The organism is Nocardia brasiliensis (assembly GCF_011801125.1).
Lineage (GTDB): Bacteria > Actinomycetota > Actinomycetes > Mycobacteriales > Mycobacteriaceae > Nocardia > Nocardia brasiliensis_C.
In genome coordinates, this window is record NZ_CP046171.1 from 4,808,540 (window position 1) to 4,830,337 (window position 21,798).

Annotated in this window: 17 protein-coding genes; 10 read left to right on the top strand and 7 right to left on the bottom strand. The window is 68.8% G+C overall.

What is annotated here, in order from left to right; genetic code table 11:
• Positions 1-159 precede the first annotated feature (159 nt).
• The 4 genes from prcA to dop form a co-directional block, all read right to left on the bottom strand.
• Positions 160-927 carry a proteasome subunit alpha gene (gene prcA, locus F5X71_RS21650; protein ID WP_167463697.1) on the bottom strand — a complete coding sequence of 256 codons (768 nt, stop codon included), beginning with the start codon at positions 925-927 and terminating at the stop codon, positions 160-162.
• Positions 924-1,781: a proteasome subunit beta gene (prcB, locus tag F5X71_RS21655; RefSeq protein ID WP_167463698.1), complete on the bottom strand. Its 858-nt coding sequence runs from the start codon at positions 1,779-1,781 to the stop codon at positions 924-926. The genes prcA and prcB overlap by 4 nt, the downstream gene beginning before the upstream one ends.
• Complete coding sequence (locus F5X71_RS21660) at positions 1,778-1,972, bottom strand: ubiquitin-like protein Pup (protein ID WP_014986166.1); 195 nt, start codon at positions 1,970-1,972, stop codon at positions 1,778-1,780. Before F5X71_RS21660 ends, prcB begins: the two co-directional genes overlap by 4 nt.
• Positions 1,973-2,146: 174 nt before the next feature.
• Complete coding sequence (gene dop / locus F5X71_RS21665) at positions 2,147-3,646, bottom strand: depupylase/deamidase Dop (protein WP_167463699.1); 1,500 nt, start codon at positions 3,644-3,646, stop codon at positions 2,147-2,149.
• A gap of 190 nt (positions 3,647-3,836) precedes the next feature.
• Between dop and F5X71_RS21670 the strand changes: the two genes are divergently transcribed.
• On the top strand, positions 3,837-5,054 hold the full coding sequence (locus F5X71_RS21670; RefSeq protein ID WP_167463700.1) for a DUF418 domain-containing protein: 1,218 nt from the start codon (positions 3,837-3,839) through the stop codon (positions 5,052-5,054).
• 22 nt (positions 5,055-5,076) lie between these two features.
• Here the strand turns inward: F5X71_RS21670 and F5X71_RS21675 are convergent, their stop codons facing one another.
• Both F5X71_RS21675 and F5X71_RS21680 read right to left on the bottom strand, forming a co-directional pair.
• On the bottom strand, positions 5,077-5,838 hold the full coding sequence (locus F5X71_RS21675; RefSeq protein WP_167463701.1) for a DUF6882 domain-containing protein: 762 nt from the start codon (positions 5,836-5,838) through the stop codon (positions 5,077-5,079).
• 414 nt (positions 5,839-6,252) lie between these two features.
• Positions 6,253-6,963 carry a TetR/AcrR family transcriptional regulator gene (locus F5X71_RS21680; RefSeq protein ID WP_167463702.1) on the bottom strand — a complete coding sequence of 237 codons (711 nt, stop codon included), beginning with the start codon at positions 6,961-6,963 and terminating at the stop codon, positions 6,253-6,255.
• Positions 6,964-7,062: 99 nt separating this feature from the next.
• Between F5X71_RS21680 and F5X71_RS21685 the strand changes: the two genes are divergently transcribed.
• From F5X71_RS21685 to F5X71_RS21705, 5 genes are all read left to right on the top strand, one after another.
• Positions 7,063-7,959, top strand: a complete 897-nt coding sequence (locus tag F5X71_RS21685; protein ID WP_167463703.1) for an AurF N-oxygenase family protein — start codon at positions 7,063-7,065, stop codon at positions 7,957-7,959.
• Positions 7,959-9,725 (top strand): DUF4873 domain-containing protein, encoded by a 1,767-nt coding sequence (locus tag F5X71_RS21690; RefSeq protein ID WP_167463704.1) that lies wholly within the window; start codon positions 7,959-7,961, stop codon positions 9,723-9,725. The genes F5X71_RS21685 and F5X71_RS21690 overlap by 1 nt, the downstream gene beginning before the upstream one ends.
• Before the next feature lie 74 nt (positions 9,726-9,799).
• Positions 9,800-11,458 carry a right-handed parallel beta-helix repeat-containing protein gene (locus F5X71_RS21695; protein ID WP_167463705.1) on the top strand — a complete coding sequence of 553 codons (1,659 nt, stop codon included), beginning with the start codon at positions 9,800-9,802 and terminating at the stop codon, positions 11,456-11,458.
• Between the two features lie 165 nt (positions 11,459-11,623).
• Positions 11,624-13,432 carry an AMP-dependent synthetase/ligase gene (locus F5X71_RS21700; protein WP_167463706.1) on the top strand — a complete coding sequence of 603 codons (1,809 nt, stop codon included), beginning with the start codon at positions 11,624-11,626 and terminating at the stop codon, positions 13,430-13,432.
• Positions 13,433-13,453: 21 nt separating this feature from the next.
• Positions 13,454-14,623 (top strand): PucR family transcriptional regulator, encoded by a 1,170-nt coding sequence (locus F5X71_RS21705; protein WP_167463707.1) that lies wholly within the window; start codon positions 13,454-13,456, stop codon positions 14,621-14,623.
• Positions 14,624-14,736: 113 nt separating this feature from the next.
• Here F5X71_RS21705 and F5X71_RS21710 read toward each other — a convergent pair whose 3' ends face one another.
• Positions 14,737-14,952, bottom strand: a complete 216-nt coding sequence (locus F5X71_RS21710; protein WP_167463708.1) for a hypothetical protein — start codon at positions 14,950-14,952, stop codon at positions 14,737-14,739.
• On the opposite strand from F5X71_RS21710, the gene F5X71_RS21715 reads away from it, so the two are divergent.
• The 4 genes from F5X71_RS21715 (at position 14,945) to F5X71_RS21730 (ending at position 21,649) form a co-directional block, all read left to right on the top strand.
• On the top strand, positions 14,945-16,930 hold the full coding sequence (locus F5X71_RS21715) for a CocE/NonD family hydrolase (RefSeq protein ID WP_167463709.1): 1,986 nt from the start codon (positions 14,945-14,947) through the stop codon (positions 16,928-16,930). The genes F5X71_RS21710 and F5X71_RS21715 overlap by 8 nt on opposite strands.
• Before the next feature lie 446 nt (positions 16,931-17,376).
• The gene (locus tag F5X71_RS21720) at positions 17,377-18,828 is read left to right on the top strand and encodes a condensation domain-containing protein (RefSeq protein WP_167463710.1); all 1,452 of its coding nucleotides are present in this window, start codon (positions 17,377-17,379) and stop codon (positions 18,826-18,828) included.
• Positions 18,819-20,270, top strand: coding sequence for a condensation domain-containing protein (locus tag F5X71_RS21725; RefSeq protein ID WP_167463711.1), 1,452 nt, complete (start codon positions 18,819-18,821; stop codon positions 20,268-20,270). Before F5X71_RS21720 ends, F5X71_RS21725 begins: the two co-directional genes overlap by 10 nt.
• A complete protein-coding gene (locus F5X71_RS21730; protein WP_167463712.1) occupies positions 20,270-21,649 on the top strand; it encodes a condensation domain-containing protein in 1,380 nt (459 codons plus the stop codon). The genes F5X71_RS21725 and F5X71_RS21730 overlap by 1 nt, the downstream gene beginning before the upstream one ends.
• The last annotated feature ends 149 nt before the right edge of the window (positions 21,650-21,798 follow it).

The window sequence follows — 21,798 nt, forward strand, 5'->3', positions numbered from 1 at the left end:
ACATTACAGCCATGTCATGCACTCGCGTGGGGCTGCGGACAACAGGAACGCATACGGGTTCACAACGATTCGGCCCGTTATGCCGGGTTTGCTCGACACCGGACCCGACTCGGGCCCGTAGCGGGTTCCTCCGCTACGGGCCCGTTCGTCGACGTCCGACTATTTCGCCTGCGGGGTCTCCCCGGCCGGCGGTTCCTCGGCCTTCTTGGTCTTCTTCGGCGGCTCGAGCAACTGCTCGAGCGCGGAGTTGGCGACCCGGCGGAACGCCCGCCGCGGCCGCGCCTGCTCCAGCGTGGCGACCTCGAGGGAGCTCACGCCGAGCACGCGCTTGTCCTTCTCCGCGCCCTCGGGCACCCCGGCCTGCAACGCCTGCACCGCGACCTTGATCGCGCTGGACAGGTCGAGACCCGGCTTGTAGGACGCCTTCAGCGCCGTGACGATCGGCTCGGTCGTGCCGCCCATCACCACGTATTCGCGCTCGTCCACGATCGAACCGTCGAAGGTGATCCGATACAGCACCGAGGCGGGCGGTTGCTCCGGATACCCCACCTCCGCGACACAGATCTCCACCTCGTACGGCTTGAGCTGGTCGGTGAAGATGGTGCCGAGCAGCTGCGCGTACCCGTTGGCCAGCGCCCGCCCGGTCACGTCCCGGCGGTCGTAGGAGTAGCCGCGCAAATCAGCGCGCAGAATGCCATCCCTGCGCAGATTCTCGAACTCGTTGTACTTGCCGACCGCGGCGAACCCGACCCGGTCGTAGAGCTCACTCACCTTGTGCAACGTCGCGGACGGGTTCTCCGCGACGAACAGCACACCCTTGTCGTACACCAGGACCACGACGCTGCGACCCCGAGCGATGCCCTTGCGGGCGAGCTCGGTCTTGTCGCGCATGATCTGCTCGGCCGACGCGTAGTACGGCAGTGTCATGCGCGAGCGCTCCCTTCTTCCGCATCCGCACGGTCGGTGACGATCGCCCGCGCGATCTGCGCCAGTCGTTCCTCGGTCACCTCGACCGCACCCTCCTCATCGATCACGATCGCCGTCGGGTAGATCCCGCGCAGCAGATCGGGACCACCGGTGGCGGTGTCGTCGTCGGCCGCGTCGAACAACGCCTCGACCGCGATCCGCAACGCCCGCTCCTGATCAATTCCCTTGGCGTACAGCTTCTTCAGCGATCCCTTGGCGAAGACCGAACCCGATCCGACCGCCGCGTAACCGAACCGCTCCTCACTGCGCCCGCCCACCACATCGAAGGACACGATGCGGCCCGACCGGTCGGGGTCGGTGGCGTTGTGGTCGTAACCGACCAGCATCGGCACCACCGCCAGACCCTGCAGGGCCGCAGGCAAGTTCTCCCGCACCATCTTCGACAGCTTGTTCGCCTTGCCGTCGAAGGTCAGCGGCACGCCCTCGAGCTTCTCGTAGTGCTCCAGCTCCACCGCGAAGATCCGCACCATCTCGACGGCCATGCCCGCGGTGCCGGCGATGCCGGCCGCGGAGAAGCTGTCGGTGATGTAGACCTTCTCGATGTCCCTGCTGGCCAACAGGTTTCCCTGGGTGGCCCGCCGGTCACCCGCGATGAGCACGCCACCGCGGTAGCTGATCGCGACGATGGTGGTCCCATGCGGCGCGAGGTCCTTCGCGGCGGCGCCGAGCCCGGCGCCGTCCATCGCGGCGAACTTGTTGGCGGGCAACAGGTCCGGCGCGTGCATGCGGAGGTATTCGGAGAAGGACGAGAGGGCGTACCCCAGGTGGAGACGCGAGGGGTCACCTACTGTCACTGGCCGCCTTTCTGAACGTACGCGCGGACGAAGTCTTCGGCGTTCTCCTCGAGCACATCATCGATCTCGTCGAGTAGGTCGTCGGTCTCCTCCGCGAGCTTTTCGCGGCGCTCCTGACCGGCGGCGTCCACACCGTCCGGGCCCTCATCCTCGTCGCCGCCCCCGGCGCGCTTGGTCTGCTCTTGTGCCATGGCAGCCGACCTCCTCTGTCCTCATCATGACCGGAGCTCACTTGCGAGCACGGCCCCGATCATGAGCAATGTCCGTGCCCGTCCTTCAACACTACTGTGTTGGTCGGCCGCGTGGCCGCAGCTTGCCCGCGGCCGTCTTGTGTCTCGCGTCCGAGCTCACCCCATCGAGGGCCGCTAGGTGGTGAGCTGTTCGACCAGGTCCGCCGCCGAGCTCACGCCGTCGAGCAGCTTGCCGACGTGCGCTTTCGTGCCGCGGCGCGGTTCGAGGGTGGGGATGCGGACCAGCGAGTCGCCGCCGAGGTCGAAGATCACCGAATCCCAGCTGGCCGCGGCGATGTCGGCGCCGAAACGACGCAGGCATTCGCCGCGGAAGTAGGCCCTGGTGTCGGTGGGCGGGTTGGTCATCGCGTCGAGCACCTGCTGCTCGGAGACCAGCCGCTTCATCGAGCCACGGGCCACCAGGCGGTTGTAGAGCCCCTTGTCCAGGCGCACGTCGGAGTACTGCAGGTCCATCAGGTGCAGCTTGGGCGCGGCCCAGTTCAGGCCCTCGCGCTGGCGCATGCCCTCCAGCAGGCGCAGCTTGGCGGGCCAGTCGAGCAGGCTCGCGCATTCCATCGGGTCGCGCTCGAGCAGGTCGAGCACCATGGCCCAGTTCTCGATGATGTCGTGCACGCGCTTGTCGTCGTTGCCGGTGCGGTCGACGAACTTGATCACCCGGTCCAGGTACATCCGCTGCAGCGCCAGGCCGGTCAGCTCGCGGCCGTCGGTGAGCGCGACGGTGGCGCGCAGGGTCGGGTCGTGGCTGATCGTGTGCACGGCGGTGACCGGGCGGGCCAGCTGCAGATCCGACAGGTCCTCGCCGGCCTCGATCAGGTCGAGCACCAGCGCGGTGGTGCCGACCTTGAGGTAGGTCGACATCTCGGCCAGGTTGGCGTCGCCGATGATGACGTGCAGCCTGCGGTACTTGTCCGCGTCGGCGTGCGGCTCGTCGCGGGTGTTGATGATGCCGCGCTTGAGCGTGGTCTCCAGGCCGACCTCGACCTCGATGTAGTCCGCGCGCTGGGACAGCTGGAAGCCGGCGTGGTCACCGGACTGCCCGATGCCGACCCGGCCGGACCCGGTGACCACCTGGCGGGACACGAAGAACGGGGTGAGGCCGAGGATGATCTGGTTGAACGGGGTGTCGCGGCTCATCAGGTAGTTCTCGTGGGTGCCGTAGGAGGCGCCCTTGCCGTCGACGTTGTTCTTGTACAGCTGCAACCGCGGCGCGCCCGGCACGCTGGAGGCGTGCCGCGCGGCCGCCTCCATCACCCGCTCACCGGCCTTGTCCCAGATCACCGCGTCCAGCGGGTCGGTGACCTCGGGCGCGGAGTATTCGGGGTGCGCGTGGTCGACGTAGAGCCGCGCGCCGTTGGTGAGGATCATGTTGGCCGCGCCGACCTCGTCGGCGTCGATCACCGGGGCCGGGCCGTTCATCCGGCTCAGGTCGAAGCCGCGCGCGTCGCGCAGCGGCGACTCCACCTCGTAGTCCCAGCGGGTGCGTTTCGCCCGCGGCACACCCTCGGCGGCGGCATAGGCGAGGACAGCCTGTGTGGAGGTGAGGATCGGGTTGGCCGACGGCTCGGTTGGGGTCGAAATCCCGTACTCGACCTCGATTCCGATGATGCGCTGCATGGGTCGAGCCTAGTCGCCGCCGTCGGGTGTGGTCCGTGCACGGCCCCGCCGGACGGTCGGCGCCGCGCCGGAGCGGCCGTGCCAGGTGCCCGATGACGCCGAAGGATGAGCCGGACGACCCGCGAATTCATCCTGCGAGTGGTACTTCCGGAGGATCTGCCGGCCCGGCCCGAGCACCGATTCTCGATGCATGACCGATTCTCTCGCTTCTCCGCGCACCGCGGGGCACGGCCCGGACCGCGCCGACGGCGCGGGCGCGACCGCGCGCACGCGACTGATCGCGCTGGATGTGTTGCGCGGCATCGCGATCCTCGGCACCCTCGGCACCAACATCTGGATCATGACCAACAGCCGGGGCCTGCTCGGCTATATCACCGACCTCAACGGTCAGGCCGCCGGCTGGGTCTGGACCGAGCGGGTGCTCCAGCAGCTGGCGCAGGGCAAGTTCCTCGGCCTGCTCACCATCATGTTCGGCATCGGCCTGGCCATCCAGCAGGCGTCCGCGCGACGCGGCGGGCGCAGGTGGCCGGGCACCTACCCGGTGCGCGCGGGCCTGCTGCTGCTCGACGGTCTGCTGAACTACCTGTTCGTCGCGGAGTTCGACGTGCTGATGGGTTACGCCGTCACCGGTCTCGTGGTCTCGTACCTGCTCGTGACCAGTGAACGCGCACAACGCCGTTGGCTGATCGGCACCGCGGCCATCCATGTCGCGATGCTCACCCTCATCGCGCTCGCCACCGTGCTCGCGCCCGACGACGGCGGCGGACCGGCGTTCCCGGAACCGACCGGCAATCCCTACGCGGACGGCTCGTTCTGGGATCTGGTGGTGTTCCGGGTGCAGCAGGCGGGCCCGTTCCGGGTGGAGACGCTGTTCGTCTTCGCGATGTCGATCGCGCTGTTCTTGCTTGGGGCCAAGCTGTTCCGGGCCGGGGTGTTCCTGCCGGAGGGCGCGCGGCTGCGCAAGCGGCTGATGGTGCTCGGTTTCGGTGTCGCGGCGCCGCTCGACCTGCTCGCGGGCATCTTCGGCGGCGGGCACTTGTTCCTCTACACCCGTTACGGCACCGCGCCTTTCGTCTCGCTGGGCATCCTCGCCCTGGTCGCGCGGTTCTATCTGAATCGCACCCGGACCGGCTTCGCCGGACGCCGTCTGGCCGAGGTCGGGCGGACCGCGCTCAGCTGCTACATCCTGCAGAACCTGGTGACCTCGATCCTGTGCTACGGCTGGGGTTTCGGCCTCGCCGCCAGGGTCGCACCCGACCTGTACGTCCCATTCACGGTAGGGATGTACCTGCTGGTTTCGGCGATCATCATCACCGCAGCACACCTGTGGCTGCGCCGCTTCGAACGCGGCCCGGTCGAATGGGCCTGGCACCGCGGCTATCAGCTGCTGACCCGCACGCGGGCCTGACCGCGCGCACCCGCCCTGTCGCTCAGCACATTTCGATGTCCGCCGAGCGCGGGGCGGGTGCGCGCGGTAACTCGATGCGGTCGATCGCCACCCCGACCTCCAGGTTCACCACCTGTCCCGCCGCATCGAATTCGATGGTGCCCGTGATGCCGAAGCCACTGAATTCCAGTAGCCGCTGATGCTCCACGAATTCGGTGCTCATCCCCCGCATGCTCAAGTAACTCTGCATCGCCCTGCGGTAGTCGACCAGCGGTAACGCGCCGACCCCGTGCGCGAGCACCCGCGCAAGCCCGGCCGCGGTGGGCGGCGGCAACTGGAGCGCCGGGTGCTCGACGAGAAAGGCGACGCAGGTGCCGTCGGTGACACCGCAGTAGGAACTCCAGTGTCCCGACACCACTTTCGCCGCGTCGGCCAGCAGATTCGCGATCTGGTGCGGTTCCGGCCGCGCCCGGCCGAGCGCGACCGGCATTTCCGCGGCGCACAATTCGGCGACGCTATAGCGAATCCCGAACGCGCGCACCATCCGCGCGACCGCGATCAGCGATTTGTCGAAGCCCCACGGGTTCGCCCAGGCCCACAGCCAGGATTCGGCGTCCGCGGTGCCGAGCAGGTGGAACCGCGTGCAGACCAGGGTGCGTTCGGCGCCGATGAATTCGAGCCTGCCCGCCTCCATGTCGGCCTGCCAGCGATGCGTGCCCAGCACTTCTTCGACATGTAGGCGATGCTCGAGCGATAGCAATCCCGCGTCGTCGAGCAGCCTGGTCAAGGGCACAGGTTCGGACACCGGCCTCAGCGTAGTCAACATGATCCCCCTCCTCTGCACCGTCCGGCCGCACTCTTTTCGCGTCGTGTCCCCGCCGAGCGACAACCGTTGCCGGACAACCAGACCCACCGGTCTCCAGCCGGCCTGGACCTGCGCTCGCGCATCGCCCACCCCCGGCGGGACGGTGGCACCGACCTCGGTGCCACCGTCCCGCTGTATTGCGACGTGTCATGCCACCCGGTCCCACGCGCGAACGGACGAGTCCATCGGCGCGGTCCGGTTCGCGAACTTCGCGAAGCGGCGGGCGCCTACCTTACCGGTCCGCCGCGGGCGGCACCCTGCACCCGAGCCCTCGGCAATCACGCTGCGTCCACGCGGAATTGGCGGCGAACCCGAAAAGGCCCGCCCGGTCGATCGGACAGGCGGAGCGGCGATCTACCTGGCGCTCAGTGCTTCCGGGGCGACCAGCAGGTCGCGCACCACCAGGTCACGCTCGAGTGGCACGCCGAGGCTGCGCGCGTTGCCCTCGAAGAGCGCGAGCACCGACTCGGTGAGGATGCCTTCGACCTGGTCGCAGGTGAGGGTCGTGCCCGCGTCGGCGCGCCAGCTGTTCACCACGCCGTCGACGAAACCGATGATGCCGAAGGCCATCGGCCGCGCCCTCGCCTGATCGATGCCGAAACCGGAGAGCCAGAGCGCGAACATGTCGGCCAGGCGGGCGCCGATCCGATCGCGGGCCCCGGCCAGTGAGGTCTCGCCCTGCGGCGCGGCGCCGCCGATGAAGCGGTGCAGGTTCGGGTGCCGCTCGACCCAGCGCACGTAGGTGCTGATCGCGCCGCGCACGGCGTCGCGCACGGTGCCGTCCGGGTGCAGCGTCGGCATGATCTGCGCCAGTAGCGATTCCAGGATCTGGCGACGGATCTGCTCGTCCAGGTCGGTGCGACCGTCGAAGTGGCGGTAGACCACCGGCCGCGGCAGCTTCAGCCGGTCGGCGATCTGCTGGACGGACACCTCGACGCCGCTCTCCTCGATGACGGTGATCGCGGCGTCGATCACATCGGCGCGCCGCCGCGCCTTGTGCCCGTGCCAGCGAGTCGCGCGGCCGTCCGCGGCGGGAGGCTCGGGCCGGTCACTCGTCGTGGTCACCTCACCACGATACCCGCCGCACGATTGACTGCGACATATTGTCTCACTAATATATGTGTAACAGCCTGTATCGGTTAAATCGACGATGTTGGAGCAGTCATGGGCAACGATGCCGCACTGATCCCCCAGGAGTCCTTCGCGCAGCGCCTGCTGAGCGGGTCGGTCAAGAAGTCCTACGACCCGGTGGTCGACATGGACTGGGACGCGCCCCTGGACCCGGACAAACTCTTCCTGCCCGCCGAGGTCGTCTCGCTCTACGGCACCGCGCTCTGGGAGTCGATGACGCCGCGGCAACGCCGCGAGCTGTCCAGGCAGGAACTCGCGAACGTGCTCTCGGTCGGCATCTGGTTCGAGAACCTGCTCAACCGACTCCTGTTGCGCGAGTTGATGGCCGACGATCCGACCACAAGGCACTCGCACTACACCCTCGTCGAGATGGGCGACGAGTGCAGGCACATGATGATGTTCGGCAAACTGATCGATCGCATCGACGCCCGGCCGTACTGGCCGCGCCGGGCGGGCCGGCTGGTCATCGCGACGCTGCCGATCTTCCTGCGCGGCTCCATGACCTGGGTCGGCGCGCTGGTCGGCGAGGAGATCTTCGACGCCATACAGCGCCGCACGCTCGACGATCCGCAGTTGCAGCCCTTGGTATCTCGCGCGATGCGCATCCACGTCACCGAGGAGGCGCGCCACATCGGTTTCGCCAGGGACGCGCTGGCCCGGCGGGTGCCGACCATGTCGCGCGCCGAACTCGCCTACACCCGGCTGTGTGTCGCGGTCGCGGCCCCGCTGTTCGTCTATCTGCTGACCAACCGGCACATGTACGACCGCGCGGGTCTGGACGGCCGTGCCGCGCGCCGGATCGCGACGCGCAACCCGGACGCCAAGAAGGCGCTGGGCATCGGCGCCGCGAATCTCGGTGCGTTCCTGCGCAAACAAGGCCTCATCGGCCCGGTCGGCGAGTGGATCTGGCGGCAGCGGGGGTTGCTCTGATGCCTACCGAACCCGACATCGTCATCGTCGGTGCGGGTTTCGGCGGCATCGGCATGGCCATCGAACTGCGCAGGGCGGGCATCGACGATTTCGTCGTGCTGGAGAAGGCCGGTGATGTCGGCGGCACCTGGCGGGAGAACACCTATCCCGGCGCGGGCTGCGATGTCATGTCGCTGATGTACTCCTACTCCTTCGAGCAGAACCGGCGGTGGACGCGCATGTTCGCGCGCCAGCCGGAGATCCTCGACTATCTGCGCCGCACCGTCGACAAATACGACCTGCGCCGCCATCTGCGCTGCCACGCGGAGGTGGTGGCGCTCGACTTCGACGACGAGCAGGACCGCTGGCAGGTCGGGCTCGCGGACGGGCGGCAGCTGCGACCCCGCCTGGTCGTGATGGCGCCGGGCCCGCTGCACGAGCCATCGATCCCCGCCTTTCCCGGCCAGGAGACGTTCCGCGGCACCAGCTTTCATTCCGCGCGGTGGGATCACGACTTCGACGTGCGGGGCAAGCGGATCGCGGTGATCGGCACCGGCGCGAGCGCGGTGCAGTTCGTGCCGCAGATCGCCAAGGACGCGGCACAGGTGACGGTCTTTCAGCGCACCCCGCACTGGATCCTGCCGAAGCCCGACCGGCCACTGTCCCCCCTGGAACACCGGATGTTCCGGTACGTGCCGGGCGCGCAGCGGCTCTATCGGTGGGCGATCTATTGGGGCTACGAGTCGATGATCCCCGCGTTCATGAATCCGGAGCTGATGCGCCGGGTGGAAGCGCTGGCCCTCGGCCATCTGCGCCGCCAGGTGCGCGATCCGGACCTGCGGTTGCGGCTCACCCCGGGGTATCGACTCGGCTGTAAACGAATCCTGGTGTCCAACAACTACTATCCCGCCTTGCAGCGCGACAACGTCACCTTGCGGACCACGCCGATCGCCCGGCTCACCGAGTCCGGCATCGCCACCGTCGACGGCGCGGAGGAAGAGTTCGACGCCATCGTCTACGGCACCGGTTTCAAGATCTCCGATCGATTCGCCGATCAGCACATCGTCGGCGCGAACGGGCTCACCCTGCAGCACGCGTGGCGTGCGGGCATGGAGGGGTTCCTCGGCGTCGCGGTGCACGGGTTCCCCAACCTGTTCCTCATCGTCGGCCCCAATTCCGGTGGCGGGCACCAGTCGATCGTATTCATGATCGAGGCGCAGGCCCGTTACATCCGCCAGTGCGTCGAGCTGCTGCGCAAGACCGCAGGCACCAGGATCGAGGTGCGCTCGGCGACCCAGCACGAGTTCAATCGCCGCACCCAGGCCGAACTCGCTGACACGGTATGGAATTCGGGTGGTTGTCAGAGCTGGTACCTGGATGAGCACGGCGTCAACCGCGCCGCGTGGCCCGGCTCGAGCGTGTCCTACTGGCGGGCCATGCGGCGTCCGGACCCCGGCCACTACGAGCTCACCGTGGCCGCGGATCGGGAACCGGCACACGAGTATTCGGGGCCCGCGATGCTGGACGCGCCCGGCGCGGTGCTGCCGGTGACGGTGGCGCTCAGCGGCCACGCGGACCCGATCGACGGCCGCTACCACTGGTACGGCCGGATCAGCGCGGCGGCGGGCGACGAACTGCCCGATCCCGGCCGCGCCGAGGTCCTGCTCACCCTCCCCGGCCGCTACCCCACCCCGGGCCGGCTTCAGGAGCGCGACCCATGGGGCAATGTGCGCATCGTCGGTATCGGCGATCCGCCATACCAATTGGCGGCCGCACAGGCACACTGAACCGACCAGGCAAAGGCACAAACTCGCGCCCCGAGGTTCGGCATTCTGCCGATACCCCGCGGGCCGGACATCGGGTGGGCTGGATCGACCAGATCGATCCGGAAGGCCCCATGAAACTCACCGCGCCACCCCTCGCCGCGATCGGCACGCTCTGCTGCGCACTCACCGTCGCCACCACCGCCCGGCCCGCGTCCGCCGATCAGGGGCGGACCTGGTACGTCAGCGCGACCGCCGCCGCAGGCGGAAACGGCACCGAGACAGCGCCTTTCCACTCGCTGGCGGCCGTGCAGCAGGCCGCCGGGGACGGCGATACCCTCGTCGTGCTGGCCGCGCCGCCGGGCACACCACCGCTCAACGGCGGCATCGCGCTCAAACCCGGCCAGCGCCTGATCGGCAGCAAGACACCGGGAAACGTTGCGGCGGTGGCCAATACCACCGCCGCGCTCGACGGCGACGCGATCCGGCTGGCCCCGGACACCGAGGTGCGCGACCTCACCGTCACCGCGGCCGAGCGCGGCGGCATCTACGGCCGCAACGTCGGCCGCGCGACCCTGGCAGGCAACACCGTCACCGGCACCAACCGGGCCTGTCACGACGGTTTCCTAGTGCAGCCCTTTCCGCCGATGCTCGGCGTTCCGTTCGGCACGGCGATGCCGGTCGCGCCGAACGTGGTGGCCTTGAACAACGGCTGGGCCGCCATCATGGTCGACGCCGACGCGGGCGCGAGCACCCTCACCATCGAGCGCAACACCGTGCACGACACACCGTGCGGCGACGGCATCGACGTGCGGACCAGCGGCACGGCACAGGTCGAGGCCGCCCTCACCGACAACCTGACCGAACGGATCAATCAGGGCCCGGCCAAGCTCTCGGTCCTGGCCGTCGGCCTGCAGAGCACCGGATCCTCGGCACTGACGGCCGCCTTGCGGGGCAACACCCAGCGCGATATCGCGCTGCCCGCACACGACCCGCTCAACGCCGCCGCCGACAGCGAGGGCCTGTTCGTCAACGCCGCCGACCAGGCCCGCATGCGAATCACCATCGACCGCAACAGCTATCGGCACGGCGGCGGCCACTTCTCGGCCAATGGACTGGAATTCGTCACCAGCAACGGCACCGCGGACAGCGAGGTCACGCTGACCAACAGCGAATTCATCGACGTGCCTGGCGATATCGTGGAGAACCTCAATCTGAGCGCTGAGGGCGCGCGCCACCGCATGACCATCGACGGACTCACCGCGACCCGCTCCAGTTTCCCCGCCGCGGCGCTGAATCCCGCGGTACCCGGCAACCTCGGCAGCTGCCTGTTCTCGGCGAGCTTCGGCCGGGACAACACCACCGCGCTCACGCTGCGCGACGCGCGGCTGGGCCAGTGCAGCGCCGACGGCATCGGCATCTACGCCTACTCCCCCAGCGGTCCCGCGCCGGCCACCGCGCGCATGAGCTTCGACATCGCCGACACCACGGTGTCCGACGCCGCCGTCGCGGACCTGCACGTGCAGACGGTCGGCGACCTGGCCGAGCTCTCCGGCAAGATCGAGCGCTCACGCTTCGGCGGCAAGGTGGTGCTGGCCAGGCACGCCGGGACGCTCGGGGCCGGATCGGTCCTCGATTTCGGCGGCGGCCGCCTCGGCAGCGCCGGGGCGAACTGCTTCGGACCGGCCACCGCGACCGACCTGGCCGCCCCGAGCCTGCCGGTCGAGCATCCCGGCTCTTGGCCGGCCTGCCGGTAGGAGGTAATTTTGGTCAACTGCACAAGACAAAACGCAACAATCTGCGCGTTTGCCGCTAGCGAAGACGCTCACTCATGCGTTGTGCTTAATAGCGACGATGAGGTCATCTCCGTCTCCCCGAACGAGCGGCGCGGGCCTCAGCCCTTCGGTAGCAGAGGTTAGGTCTTGGTTTCAACGACAGTCCCGGCAGGCAGCGGCCGCCCGGACACGCTGTGTGCGGCATTCCAGGCGAATGTCGCCAAATACTCCGACGCGGTCGCGCTGCGCACCTACGGCGGCGCTGTCTCGATCACGTGGCGCGAATACGGCGAGCGGGTCCGCGCCATCGCCACCGGGCTCGCCGCGCTCGGCGTCGGGCCCGGCGACACGGTGGCCATCATGCTGACCAACCGCCCGGAGTTCCACCTCTGCGACACCGCCGTGCTGCACACCGGCGCGACCCCGTTCTCGGTCTACAACACCAACCCGGTCGACCTGCTGACCTACCAGTTCGACAACTCCGGCGCCAAGGTCGTCATCTGCGAGCGGCAGTTCGCCCCGAAGATCCTGGAGGCGGTCGCCAAGGCCGCGGCCAAGGGCATCACGGTCGAGCACGTGATCAGTGTCGACGAGGCGCCCGCAGGCGCCATCACGCTGGCCGAGGTCGAGCGGCGCACCGCCGACGGCTTCGATTTCGACGACGCCTGGCGCAAGGTGCGGCCCGAGGATCTGCTCACCATCGTCTACACCTCCGGCACCACGGGACCGCCGAAGGGCGTGGAGCTCACTCACACCAATTTCCTCGAAAACGCCCGCGTGCTGGATCAATTCGGCGGTGGCACCGCCGAGGACCGGGTGATCTCCTACCTGCCCGACGCGCACGCGGCCAACCGCTGGTTCGCGCACTACCTCACCATGCTCACCGGCGCGCAGATCACCACCGTGCCCGACTTCAAGCAGGTCGCCGCCGCGCTCGGCGAGGTGCATCCGAGCGTGTTCCTCGGCGTGCCCAGGGTGTGGGTGAAAGTCAAAGGCGCGCTGGAGGAACGCTTCGCCGCCGAGGCCCCGGTCAAGCGCGCGCTGGTGCGCTGGGCGCTCGACATCGGCCGCAAGCGGGCGCGCGCGGTGTCGGACGGCCACCCCCTCGGCGCGTTCGACCGGGCGCAGCTCGCGCTCGCGGATCGCCTGGTGCTCGCGCCGATTCGCGAGCGGCTCGGACTGGACAGGGTGCGCGTCGCGGTGACCGGCTCGGTCGCGATCCCGCCGGAGGTGCACGAGTTCTTCCTCGGGCTCGGCCTGCCGCTGTGCGAGGGCTACGGCATGAGCGAGTGCACCGCGGGCGCCACGCTCAATCCGCCCGAGCGGATCAAGATCGGCACCGTCGGCACCGCCCTGCCCGGCGCGGAGATCATGCTCGCCGCGGACGGCGAGGTGCTGGTCCGGGGCAAGATGGTGATGCGCGGCTACCGCAACGACCCGGCCAAGACCGCGGAGACGATCGACGGCGACGGCTGGCTGCACACCGGCGACATCGGCAGCATCGACAGCGACGGCTACCTCTCGATCGTCGATCGCAAGAAAGAGCTCATCATCAACGCGGCGGGCAAGAACATGTCGCCCGCCAACATCGAGAACACCATCACCGACAGCTGCTCGCTGGTGTCCACGGTCGTCGTCATCGGCGAACAACGCCCGTTCAACACCGCGCTGCTGCTGCTCGACCCCGACCTGGCCGCCGCCTACGCCAAACGGCACAACCTGACCGGAACCACGGTCGCCGAGCTGGCCACCGATCCGGTGATCCTCGCCGCGATCGAGGAGGGCGTCGCCGCGGCGAACACCAAACTCTCCCGAGTGGAGCAGATCAAGAAGTATGTGGTTCTCCCCGAGGTGTGGGAGAACGGCAGTGCGTACCTGACTGCCACCGGCAAGCTCAAGCGCAAGCCGATATCCAGCGGCTATACCGATACGATCGAGGCTCTGTACTCGACCTAGTCCGGGAAGAGGACCAGCATGATGCCATCGCGCATACGGGTGTTCGACGACCTGCACCGTCGTACCGCGTCGATGCTCGACGGGTTCTACGCGTCGATTCCGCCCTACGAGCGGTTGCCACAGTCGCTGGTCGAAACAGACTTTGCCCGGGGCACCAAGCTCAACGTGGATCTGTTCTTCGAGTACCTGCGCCGGGGCGAGGAACCCACCGACGAGGACACCAGGGAACTCGTCGAGCTGGCGTTGGATCGGTTGCGCGACGGCACCCCACTGCCCGAGGTGCTGGAGCGCTACCGGCTCGGTGCGACGTTCATCTGGGACCGGTTGCGCGCCTCGGCCAGCCCGGCGGAGCGTGAGCTGCTGCTCGACGCCTCGCTGGTGCTGCTGAAGTACGTCACGCTGGTCACCTCGCGGATCGCCGCCGCGGCCACCCAACGGGTGCACGACCCGCGCTGGGAACTGCTGGAACGCAGGCGCGGCATCGCCGACGCGTTGCTCACCGGCCGCGACCCGGTGGAGTGGGCGAACGATCCGGTGATCCCGGTGGCCGACGCCTTCCTGGTCGCGGTGTTCCGCCTGTGCGGCACCCGCGGCGGGCCCGCGTCGGCACTGCGTCATCGGGTCGAGGCGATCCCCGGGGTGTTCCTGCGCCTGGACGCGGGCGGCTGGACCGCGCTGATCCCGCTGCAGCCGGGCGACGACGGTTCGGCCACCCTCGGCGCGCTCACCGCCCGGCTACCGGTGCAGGAGTCCGACGAGCCGCCGCCGTACTGGGTCGGGGTCGGCGCGGCAAGGAGCAAGGACGCCATCCCCGCGATGTACGCCGAGGCGAGGGTGCTCGCGGAGCTGGGCCGGTGCCTGGCCAAGCGCGAAATCCTGTGCCGCAGGCAGAATTTGCAGTTCGAGTACACCGTCGCGGTGAGCGATGCCGCGCGCCCCGGCCTCGCCTCGGTGCTCGCCCCGCTCGACGCGCAGCCGATGCTGGCCGAAACGCTGGAGGTGTTCGTCGACAGCGGCTTCAATCAGCTGGCGACGGCCCGACAGCTCAACGTGCACCGGAACACGGTGACCTACCGGCTTTCCCGGGTGCACGAGCTGACCGGGCTCGACCCGCATCGCCCCGCCGACGCGATGACGCTCTCGGCCGCGCGACTGGCCAGGCGGCTGGAGTCGGCATCGTTCGCTCCGTAATCCGCTCCCGCCCAAGCTTTTAGGCACATTTCCAAATACTGCCCGTCCGCTCTTGCGAATTGCCAGTGTCGCGGTACCCCGCCTATGCGTTGTGCTGGGTACCGACGATGAGGTCAGGCGTAGCGCCGATCCGCCTGGACACAATCCGGGACACGGGCGCCGACGCTGCGGCACTCGATCCGCGCATCCGCGGCGGACGGGTAGCAGGCCGTGCTGACCTCGACCACCGCCCAGCAAAGGTTCAGGTAGTTGAGAATTGCTTCCCGGACGCGGGTCTCCCGCCGCACCGTGACGGTCGCCGCCGCGTGCACCGCCGTCGGATTGATCATCCAGTTCACCCCCACCGCGCACGCCGTGCCGACCGCGGGCCCGGTGCCGAACGCACCCGCCGACTTCGGGCTGCCCGCCGGCTACCAGCCGACGCCCGAGCGTTACGGCGTCGCTTACGAATTGGGACATATCGTGCCGCTCGCCGACGGCACGCGGCTGCAGACCGAGGTGCGCTATCCGACCGATCCCGCGACGGGTCAGCGGGCCGAGGGCGAGTTCCCCGTCGTGGTCAACTTCACCACCTACGGCGCGGTGACGAGCGCGCTCGCGGCGGCGGTCACCAGCGTGGTCGACACCTTGGGGATCGCGTTGCCGGATCAGCTGAAGGACGCCCGCCGCATCATCAATCAGGGCACCAGCGCCCAGGACATGCTGGTGCGCCGCGGCTACATCGAGGTGATCGCGGACGTGCGCGGCACGGGCGGGTCGACCGGCGCGTGGAATCCGGCCTCCCAGCAGGACGGGGAGGACGGCGCACAGTTGGTCGACTGGGCCGCGAAACTGCCGGGCTCCAACGGCAAGGTCGGCATGTACGGCTATTCGTTCCCCGCGCTGTCGGCGCTGCGGACCGCCGAATCCGTTTCGCCCGGTTCGCCGTTGCGGGCGATCGTGCCGATGGCCATGCCCAACAACATCTTCAACGAGGTGCTCGGCCACGACGGCATGATGAGCCCGATCCTGCTCACCGCGATCTCGGTGCTGGTGCCCTACCTCAGCCTGATCGGCCCGTTCGTGTCCGCCGTGGTGTCGCCGCAGCAGTTCCTCGCCGCGCTCATCGATCATCTGCAAGCGGCGGTCTCGGCGGACAGCACCATCAAACTGCTGCTCGAGGCGTACGCGGGCGGCCCGCTCGCCTACGACGGCAAGTGGTGGCAGGACCGTCGTTTCGAGACCGACCTGCGCCGGGTGGTCGACAACGACATCGCCATGTATCAGGTCGGCGGCCTCTGGGACCTGTACCAGGAAGGGCCGTGGCGCAACTACTCCCAGCTGCAGAACATGGCGGCGGGCAAGGGTCAGTTCGCGCCGATGGCGCCGGGGCAGGCCACCGACGGCCGCTACCAACTGCTGATGGGCCCGTGGTACCACGTCGGTCTCGGCTTCGGTCCGGGCTCGCGGCTGGACACCGACATGATCACCGTGGCGTGGTTCGACCGCTGGCTCAAGGACATTCCGAACGGAATCGACAAAACCGACACGCCGCTGCATGTCATCGACCCGAACAACATGGCGGTGGCCACGGCGCGATACCCGTTCGAACAGGCCACGATTCAGCGGCGCTATTTCGACGGGGATCGGCTGGTGACGCAGCCGCCCGCGGTCGCCGACGCCTCGGATCGACTGGATTACACCGGCATCGACAACATCTGTAACCGGCAGAGCCTCGGCCAGTACAGCGCCGGGCTGCTCGACTTCCTGTTCCGCCTGTTCACCGCGTACAACCCCTGCACGGAGTGGGTACAGGGACCGACCGCGGGCCTGCGCTACACGATGGACCCGGTGACCGAGCCGACCGTGCTGGCCGGCCCGAGCAGCGTGAACCTCTACGCGTCCTCGACCAGCGACGACGCCGCCTTCCAGGTCTGGCTCGACGATGTCGCCCCCGACGGCACCGCGGTGAACATCACCGGCGGTTCCCAGCTGGCCAGCCAGCGCACCCTCAACGAGGAAAAGACTTGGCGCGCAACCGATGGCACCATCTACGCCCCAGAACACGTGGTACGCAAGGATGCCGAGCAATTGCTCACCCCGGGTACGGTGACCGAGCTGGCGATCAAGATCCGCCCGACGTTCTATCGCCTCGAACCCGGACATGCTCTGCGCGTACGCATCACCAGCGGCACCTTCCCGTCCACTATGCCGATCCCGACGGACCTGCCCCGGCTGCTCGGCTCGTCCCAGCAGATCCACCGGGACGCCGTACGACCGTCCAGCCTCATCGTTCCGCTGGCGCCCGCCGCCGCGTTCGGCGGCTGACCGGGGTGCCATATCCGGCATACCTGGCATACCCGGGACGACCCGGGTATGCCAGGGGTCACTTTTAGCCCGTCTTCAGACCTTCCAGCTGTAAAGATCGCGAAAACCTAGGATGAATTCCCGGTGCCGTGAGACACATTGTCTCGCTATCTCTCAGCTATCTGAACATTAAGTATTTCATATATCCGCTGGCTGTGGCGCTGCGACCGATGGTTGCGCGTCCCGCAATGCCGTTGTCCGGCAATCTCCGGCGAATACCGGTGACTCACCTCACCGACACATGCACCGGGAATTTCTTCTACAGTTTGTCTCGTCCCGGTCCGACGATGACGTCCCGGGACCGATCGGACAAAGTTCTCGGATGCAGGCCGAAATTCTTGTCACTATTCGGATCGGTAATTCCCTACTGCACACGGGGATTGTCGAGGGGCAGCTGAAGGTGTGTCATGGAATTCATCGAACTGGCCGACTATCCGTTGCCGAGCGGCCGGGTGATCGAGTGGCTTCCGACGGCCACCGCACACTGGGCCGACTGGCCACGAGATACGCGGGCCGTCTCCTATAACCACGAACACCACCTCCGGGACGCGGTGGAACACAGTCGAATACGAGATCGCCGACATTATTGGCTCGGCCACGCGTTCCGGATCGAGGGTCCGCTCGACCCGCAGGCCTGGCGCACCGCCTTCGACGCCTGGATCGACCGGCACGAGGGACTGCGCTCGCACGTCACCATCGAGGGCGGCCGGCCCGCGCGATACACGTTGCCGCCCGGCGAAATTCGGGTACAGCCGGTGGACGCGGGCGCGCCCGCCTCGACGATGGCGACCTACCGGCTGGTCAACGGCCTGCTCGACGACGGGACCTCGCCGCTGCGCTGGCCCGCCTACGTCTGCGTGACGATCGCGGGCCGCGACGGCTTCACCGTGGTGTTCGCGGCCGATCATTCGATCATGGACGGCTACTCCACCGTCTCCACCGGCGGCGAACTGCACGCGCTCTATCAGGCGGCGCGCGAAGGCAAACCGGCGCAATTGCCGGACACCGGCAGCTACGTCGACTTCTGCCAGGACGAGCGCGTCCGCGCGGCCGCGGCCGGTGCCGACAGCCCGGCCGTCGCGACCTGGCGCTCGTTCTTTCCCGACCACACCGAAAACGCCCTTCCCCGCGGCACTCTCAGCAAGGTCGCGGCGGCCCCGATCCAGCTCACCGGCCCCGCCGAGGCTCCGCCGCGGCGGGTGCCGCAGCGCAACCTCTCGGTCGAGGTGCTCGACGCCGACGCGGCCGACGCCGCCGCGGCGGTCGCCAGGGAACAGGGGCAGGGACTGTTCGCCGCGCTGCTCGCCGCGTTCGCGGTGACCACCACCGAGCTCGGCGCGGGCCGGGATTTCCGCACGGTGATCCCGCTGCATACCCGCTCCGAACCGCAGTGGGCCGACACCCTCGGCTGGTTCGTCGGACTCGCGCCGTTCCAACTCGATTGCGGCCCCGCGCGTTCGCTCGCCGAACTCATCACCCCGGCCGGCGAGGAACTGCGCCGCACCCGCAGCGCGGCGACGGTGCCGTTCGCCCGGGTGTGCGAGCTGCTCGGCGCGCGGCCACGCATCTCCTTCATGGTGTCCTACATGGACGTGCGCTCGGCGCACGCGGCGCACACCTGGGTCGACACCGACACGCGCTGGCTGCGCAGCCGCAACGTGTCGCCGGAGGAGTTCTTCTTCTGGTTCGTCCGCACCCCCACCGGCGTGACGCTGAACATGCGTTATCCCGGCACCGGCAAGGCCACCCGCGACATCCATCGGCACGTGCTGCGCATGCGCGATCTGCTGGCCGAGTTCACCCGCTACGGAGATGCCCGAATCCGCCCGATCGAAGGAGCGCCGCTGTCATGGAGATGACCCTCACCGAAGACTGGTTGCCGAAGCCGGGGGTCCTGCTGGAGTTCACCGCCACCGCGGCGACCGTGGCCGCCACCGCGGCCACCGAACCGTCCGACGCGCCGCCGACCTACGTGCAGGAATCGCATATCCGCCGCTGGGCCGCGCGCAGGCACACCGACGATCCGCTGGCCTCGGAACTGTCGCTGTGCTTCACCGTGGCCACCCCGCTGGACGCCGAGGCGCTGCGCCGCGCGTTCACCACCTTCCTGCGGCGGCACGAGAGCCTGCGCTCATGGTTCGAACTCGACGAGTCCGAGGGCCGATTCGCGCTCACCCGGTACCTGCTCGACCCCGCCGCGGTCGAGCTGGAGACCACCACCGTCGGCGCGTTCGACTCCGGTGAGCAGCTGCGTGACCTGCTGGTACAGAAGTTCCACGACAGTGCCGAGCCGACCAGGTGGCCCACGTTCCTCTGCGGGGCCATCGACCACGGCGCCGACGGTTTCACCCTGGTCTACAACACCGACCACGCCTTCAGCGACGGGCTGTCGCTGGTCACCGCGATCTTCGAGCTGAACGGGCTGTACACGGCGTACGCGACCGGGCAGGACCCGGTACTGCTGCCCGTCGGCAGCTACGTCGAATTCGCCAGGGCCGAGCGGGCTCTGGTGGCCGCGAACCCGCCCGAACTCGACCGACTCGCCACGGTGCTGGCCGAGAACGCCGACAACGTGCGGCCGCTGCCCATCGATCTGGGGCTGGCGCCGGGTGAGCTCGCCGACAGCCGCGGCACCAAGGTCGACCTGCTCGATGCCGCCCAGTGCGAGGCGTTCTCGGACGCGTGCAAGGCGGCGGGCGGGTCGTTCTCGGCCGGGCTGTTCGCTGCGATCGCGCTGGCCGAACTCCAGTTCGCCGGGCGCACCCACTATCTCGGGCTCAATGTGGTCGGTACCAGGCAGGAACCCCAGTACCAGCTCGCCCAGGGCTGGTTCATCAACCTGCTGCCGATCTCGTTCGACCTGGACCCGACCGACAGCTTCACCGATCTCATCGGCCGCGCCGGCGTCGCGCTGGACTGGGTGAAACCCCTCGCCGGCGTGCCCATCCACGCGGCACTCGAGCGGGCCGCCGAGCTCACCGGCGCGCCGCTGCCGGTGACCACCGAATGGCCGTGGGTCTCCTACATGGACGTGCGCGCGATTTCCGGTGCGGCACTGGAGAACGCGCTGCCCAACGTGTCCGGGATCAACGGGCTCGGCTCGCGCGCTCGGATGGGTCAGACCTCGCCGATGTGGTTCAGCCGAGAACTGGACCGCCTGCACGTCAGCATGTTGTTTCCCGACACCCCCACTGCCACGGCGTCGGCCGCGGCCTATCTCGACTCGATTCGCACAGCTCTGCGCGCCATCGCCACCACCGGCGAATTCGTTGCGGCCGCCCCGGATTTCGCGAGGTCTTGATGCAGTTGCTCTTTCTCGAACACCTGAGCGCACCACCGGGCACCCTGCTCGAATGGACCGCGCTCGCCGAGCCCGGCCCGACGCCGGACGCGACCCCCGCTTCCTCCAATCAGACCATCCACCTGTCCTCGGACGGACCGACGACCTGGCTGGCCGCCACCTTCGACGTGGCGGGCCCGATCGACGAATCCGCGCTGCAGACCGCGTTCTCGGTGTGGCTGCCGCGCCACGACGCGCTGCATTGCAGCTTCACCCCGCCCGCCGACGGCAACCCGCCGACGGTTCATGTGGTGGCCGATACCGATATCCGGCTGGTCCCCCGGCCCGCCGTGCAAACCTCGAGCACCGAGGACCTGCGCACCGTCCTCGGCGCCCGGCTCGACGAGGCCTGCGCGCCGTTCAGCTTCGCGCCGTATTTCCTCGGCGCCGTCAGCAGGCCCGAAACCTCCACCGTGATCTGCGGCTTCGATCACGCGGTCTGCGACGCCTGGTCGATCACCATCGCGGTGACCGAACTGGACGTGCTGTACCGCGCGGCACTCGAGGACGGGCCGGACGGCGCCGCGGCGGCGGCCGACGGGCTGCCCGAGACCGGGAGCTTCCTGTCCTACGCCACCAGGGAGGCCGCGGTGCCCGCGGCGGGCACCGGCCCGCTGATCCGGGCCTGGCGCGATTTCCTGCACGCCGCGGGCAACGATCTGCCGCATTTCCCGCTCGATCTCGGACTGCCCGCGGGCACTCTGGGGCCCTTCGGCAGCGACTCGCGGCTGCTGCTCGGCGCGATGGCCACCGACGCGCTGCACCGCAAGTCGCGCGCGGACGGGTACTCGATGTTCGCGGCCCTGCTCGCCGCGGTGGCGCTGGCCGCGGCCGAACTCGGCGGGCGCGCGGGCACCGACCTGGTGTTCCCGGTGCACACCCGGCGAGAACCCCGTCACCACAACACCTTCGGCTGGCTGGTCGCCAACGCGCCGGCGCACGTGCCGGTGGCGCACGACTTCTGCGCCACCGCGCAGGGCGCCGATCAGGCCATCCGCACCGGTCAGCGGCTCGCCCAGGTGCCTGCCACCCAGTTCCTCGCCGCGCTGGGCGCCGACCTGCGGCGCACCAGGAAGGACCTGTTCAGCGTCTCCTACACCGACTATCGGCGACTGCCGGGCGGCTCGCGCAGCGACACCACCCGCACGGTGCCGCGCAATCCGGCCCAATTCAGCCGCAGCGCACCGCTGGACGACGTGCAGATGTGGTTCACCCGCACCGACGACGGCCTGGCACTGCGCACCCGCTTCCCCGTGACCCCCACCGCGGGTCCGCTGCTCGGCGAGTTCCTCGATCGGGTCGCCGCCACCTTGTCCGCGGCGATCTCGGTCCGGGTATGACCGGGCGCCACCCGAGCCGCGCGCACGCGCGCCGCGCCGCCGAAACGGCGGTCTGGACCACGAGTTACGCGCGAATCGGAACCATGGCACGATCGGCTCCCCTGCGATCGACAAAGCACGACAGCCGGGGAGCCGAACCCACTAGTCTC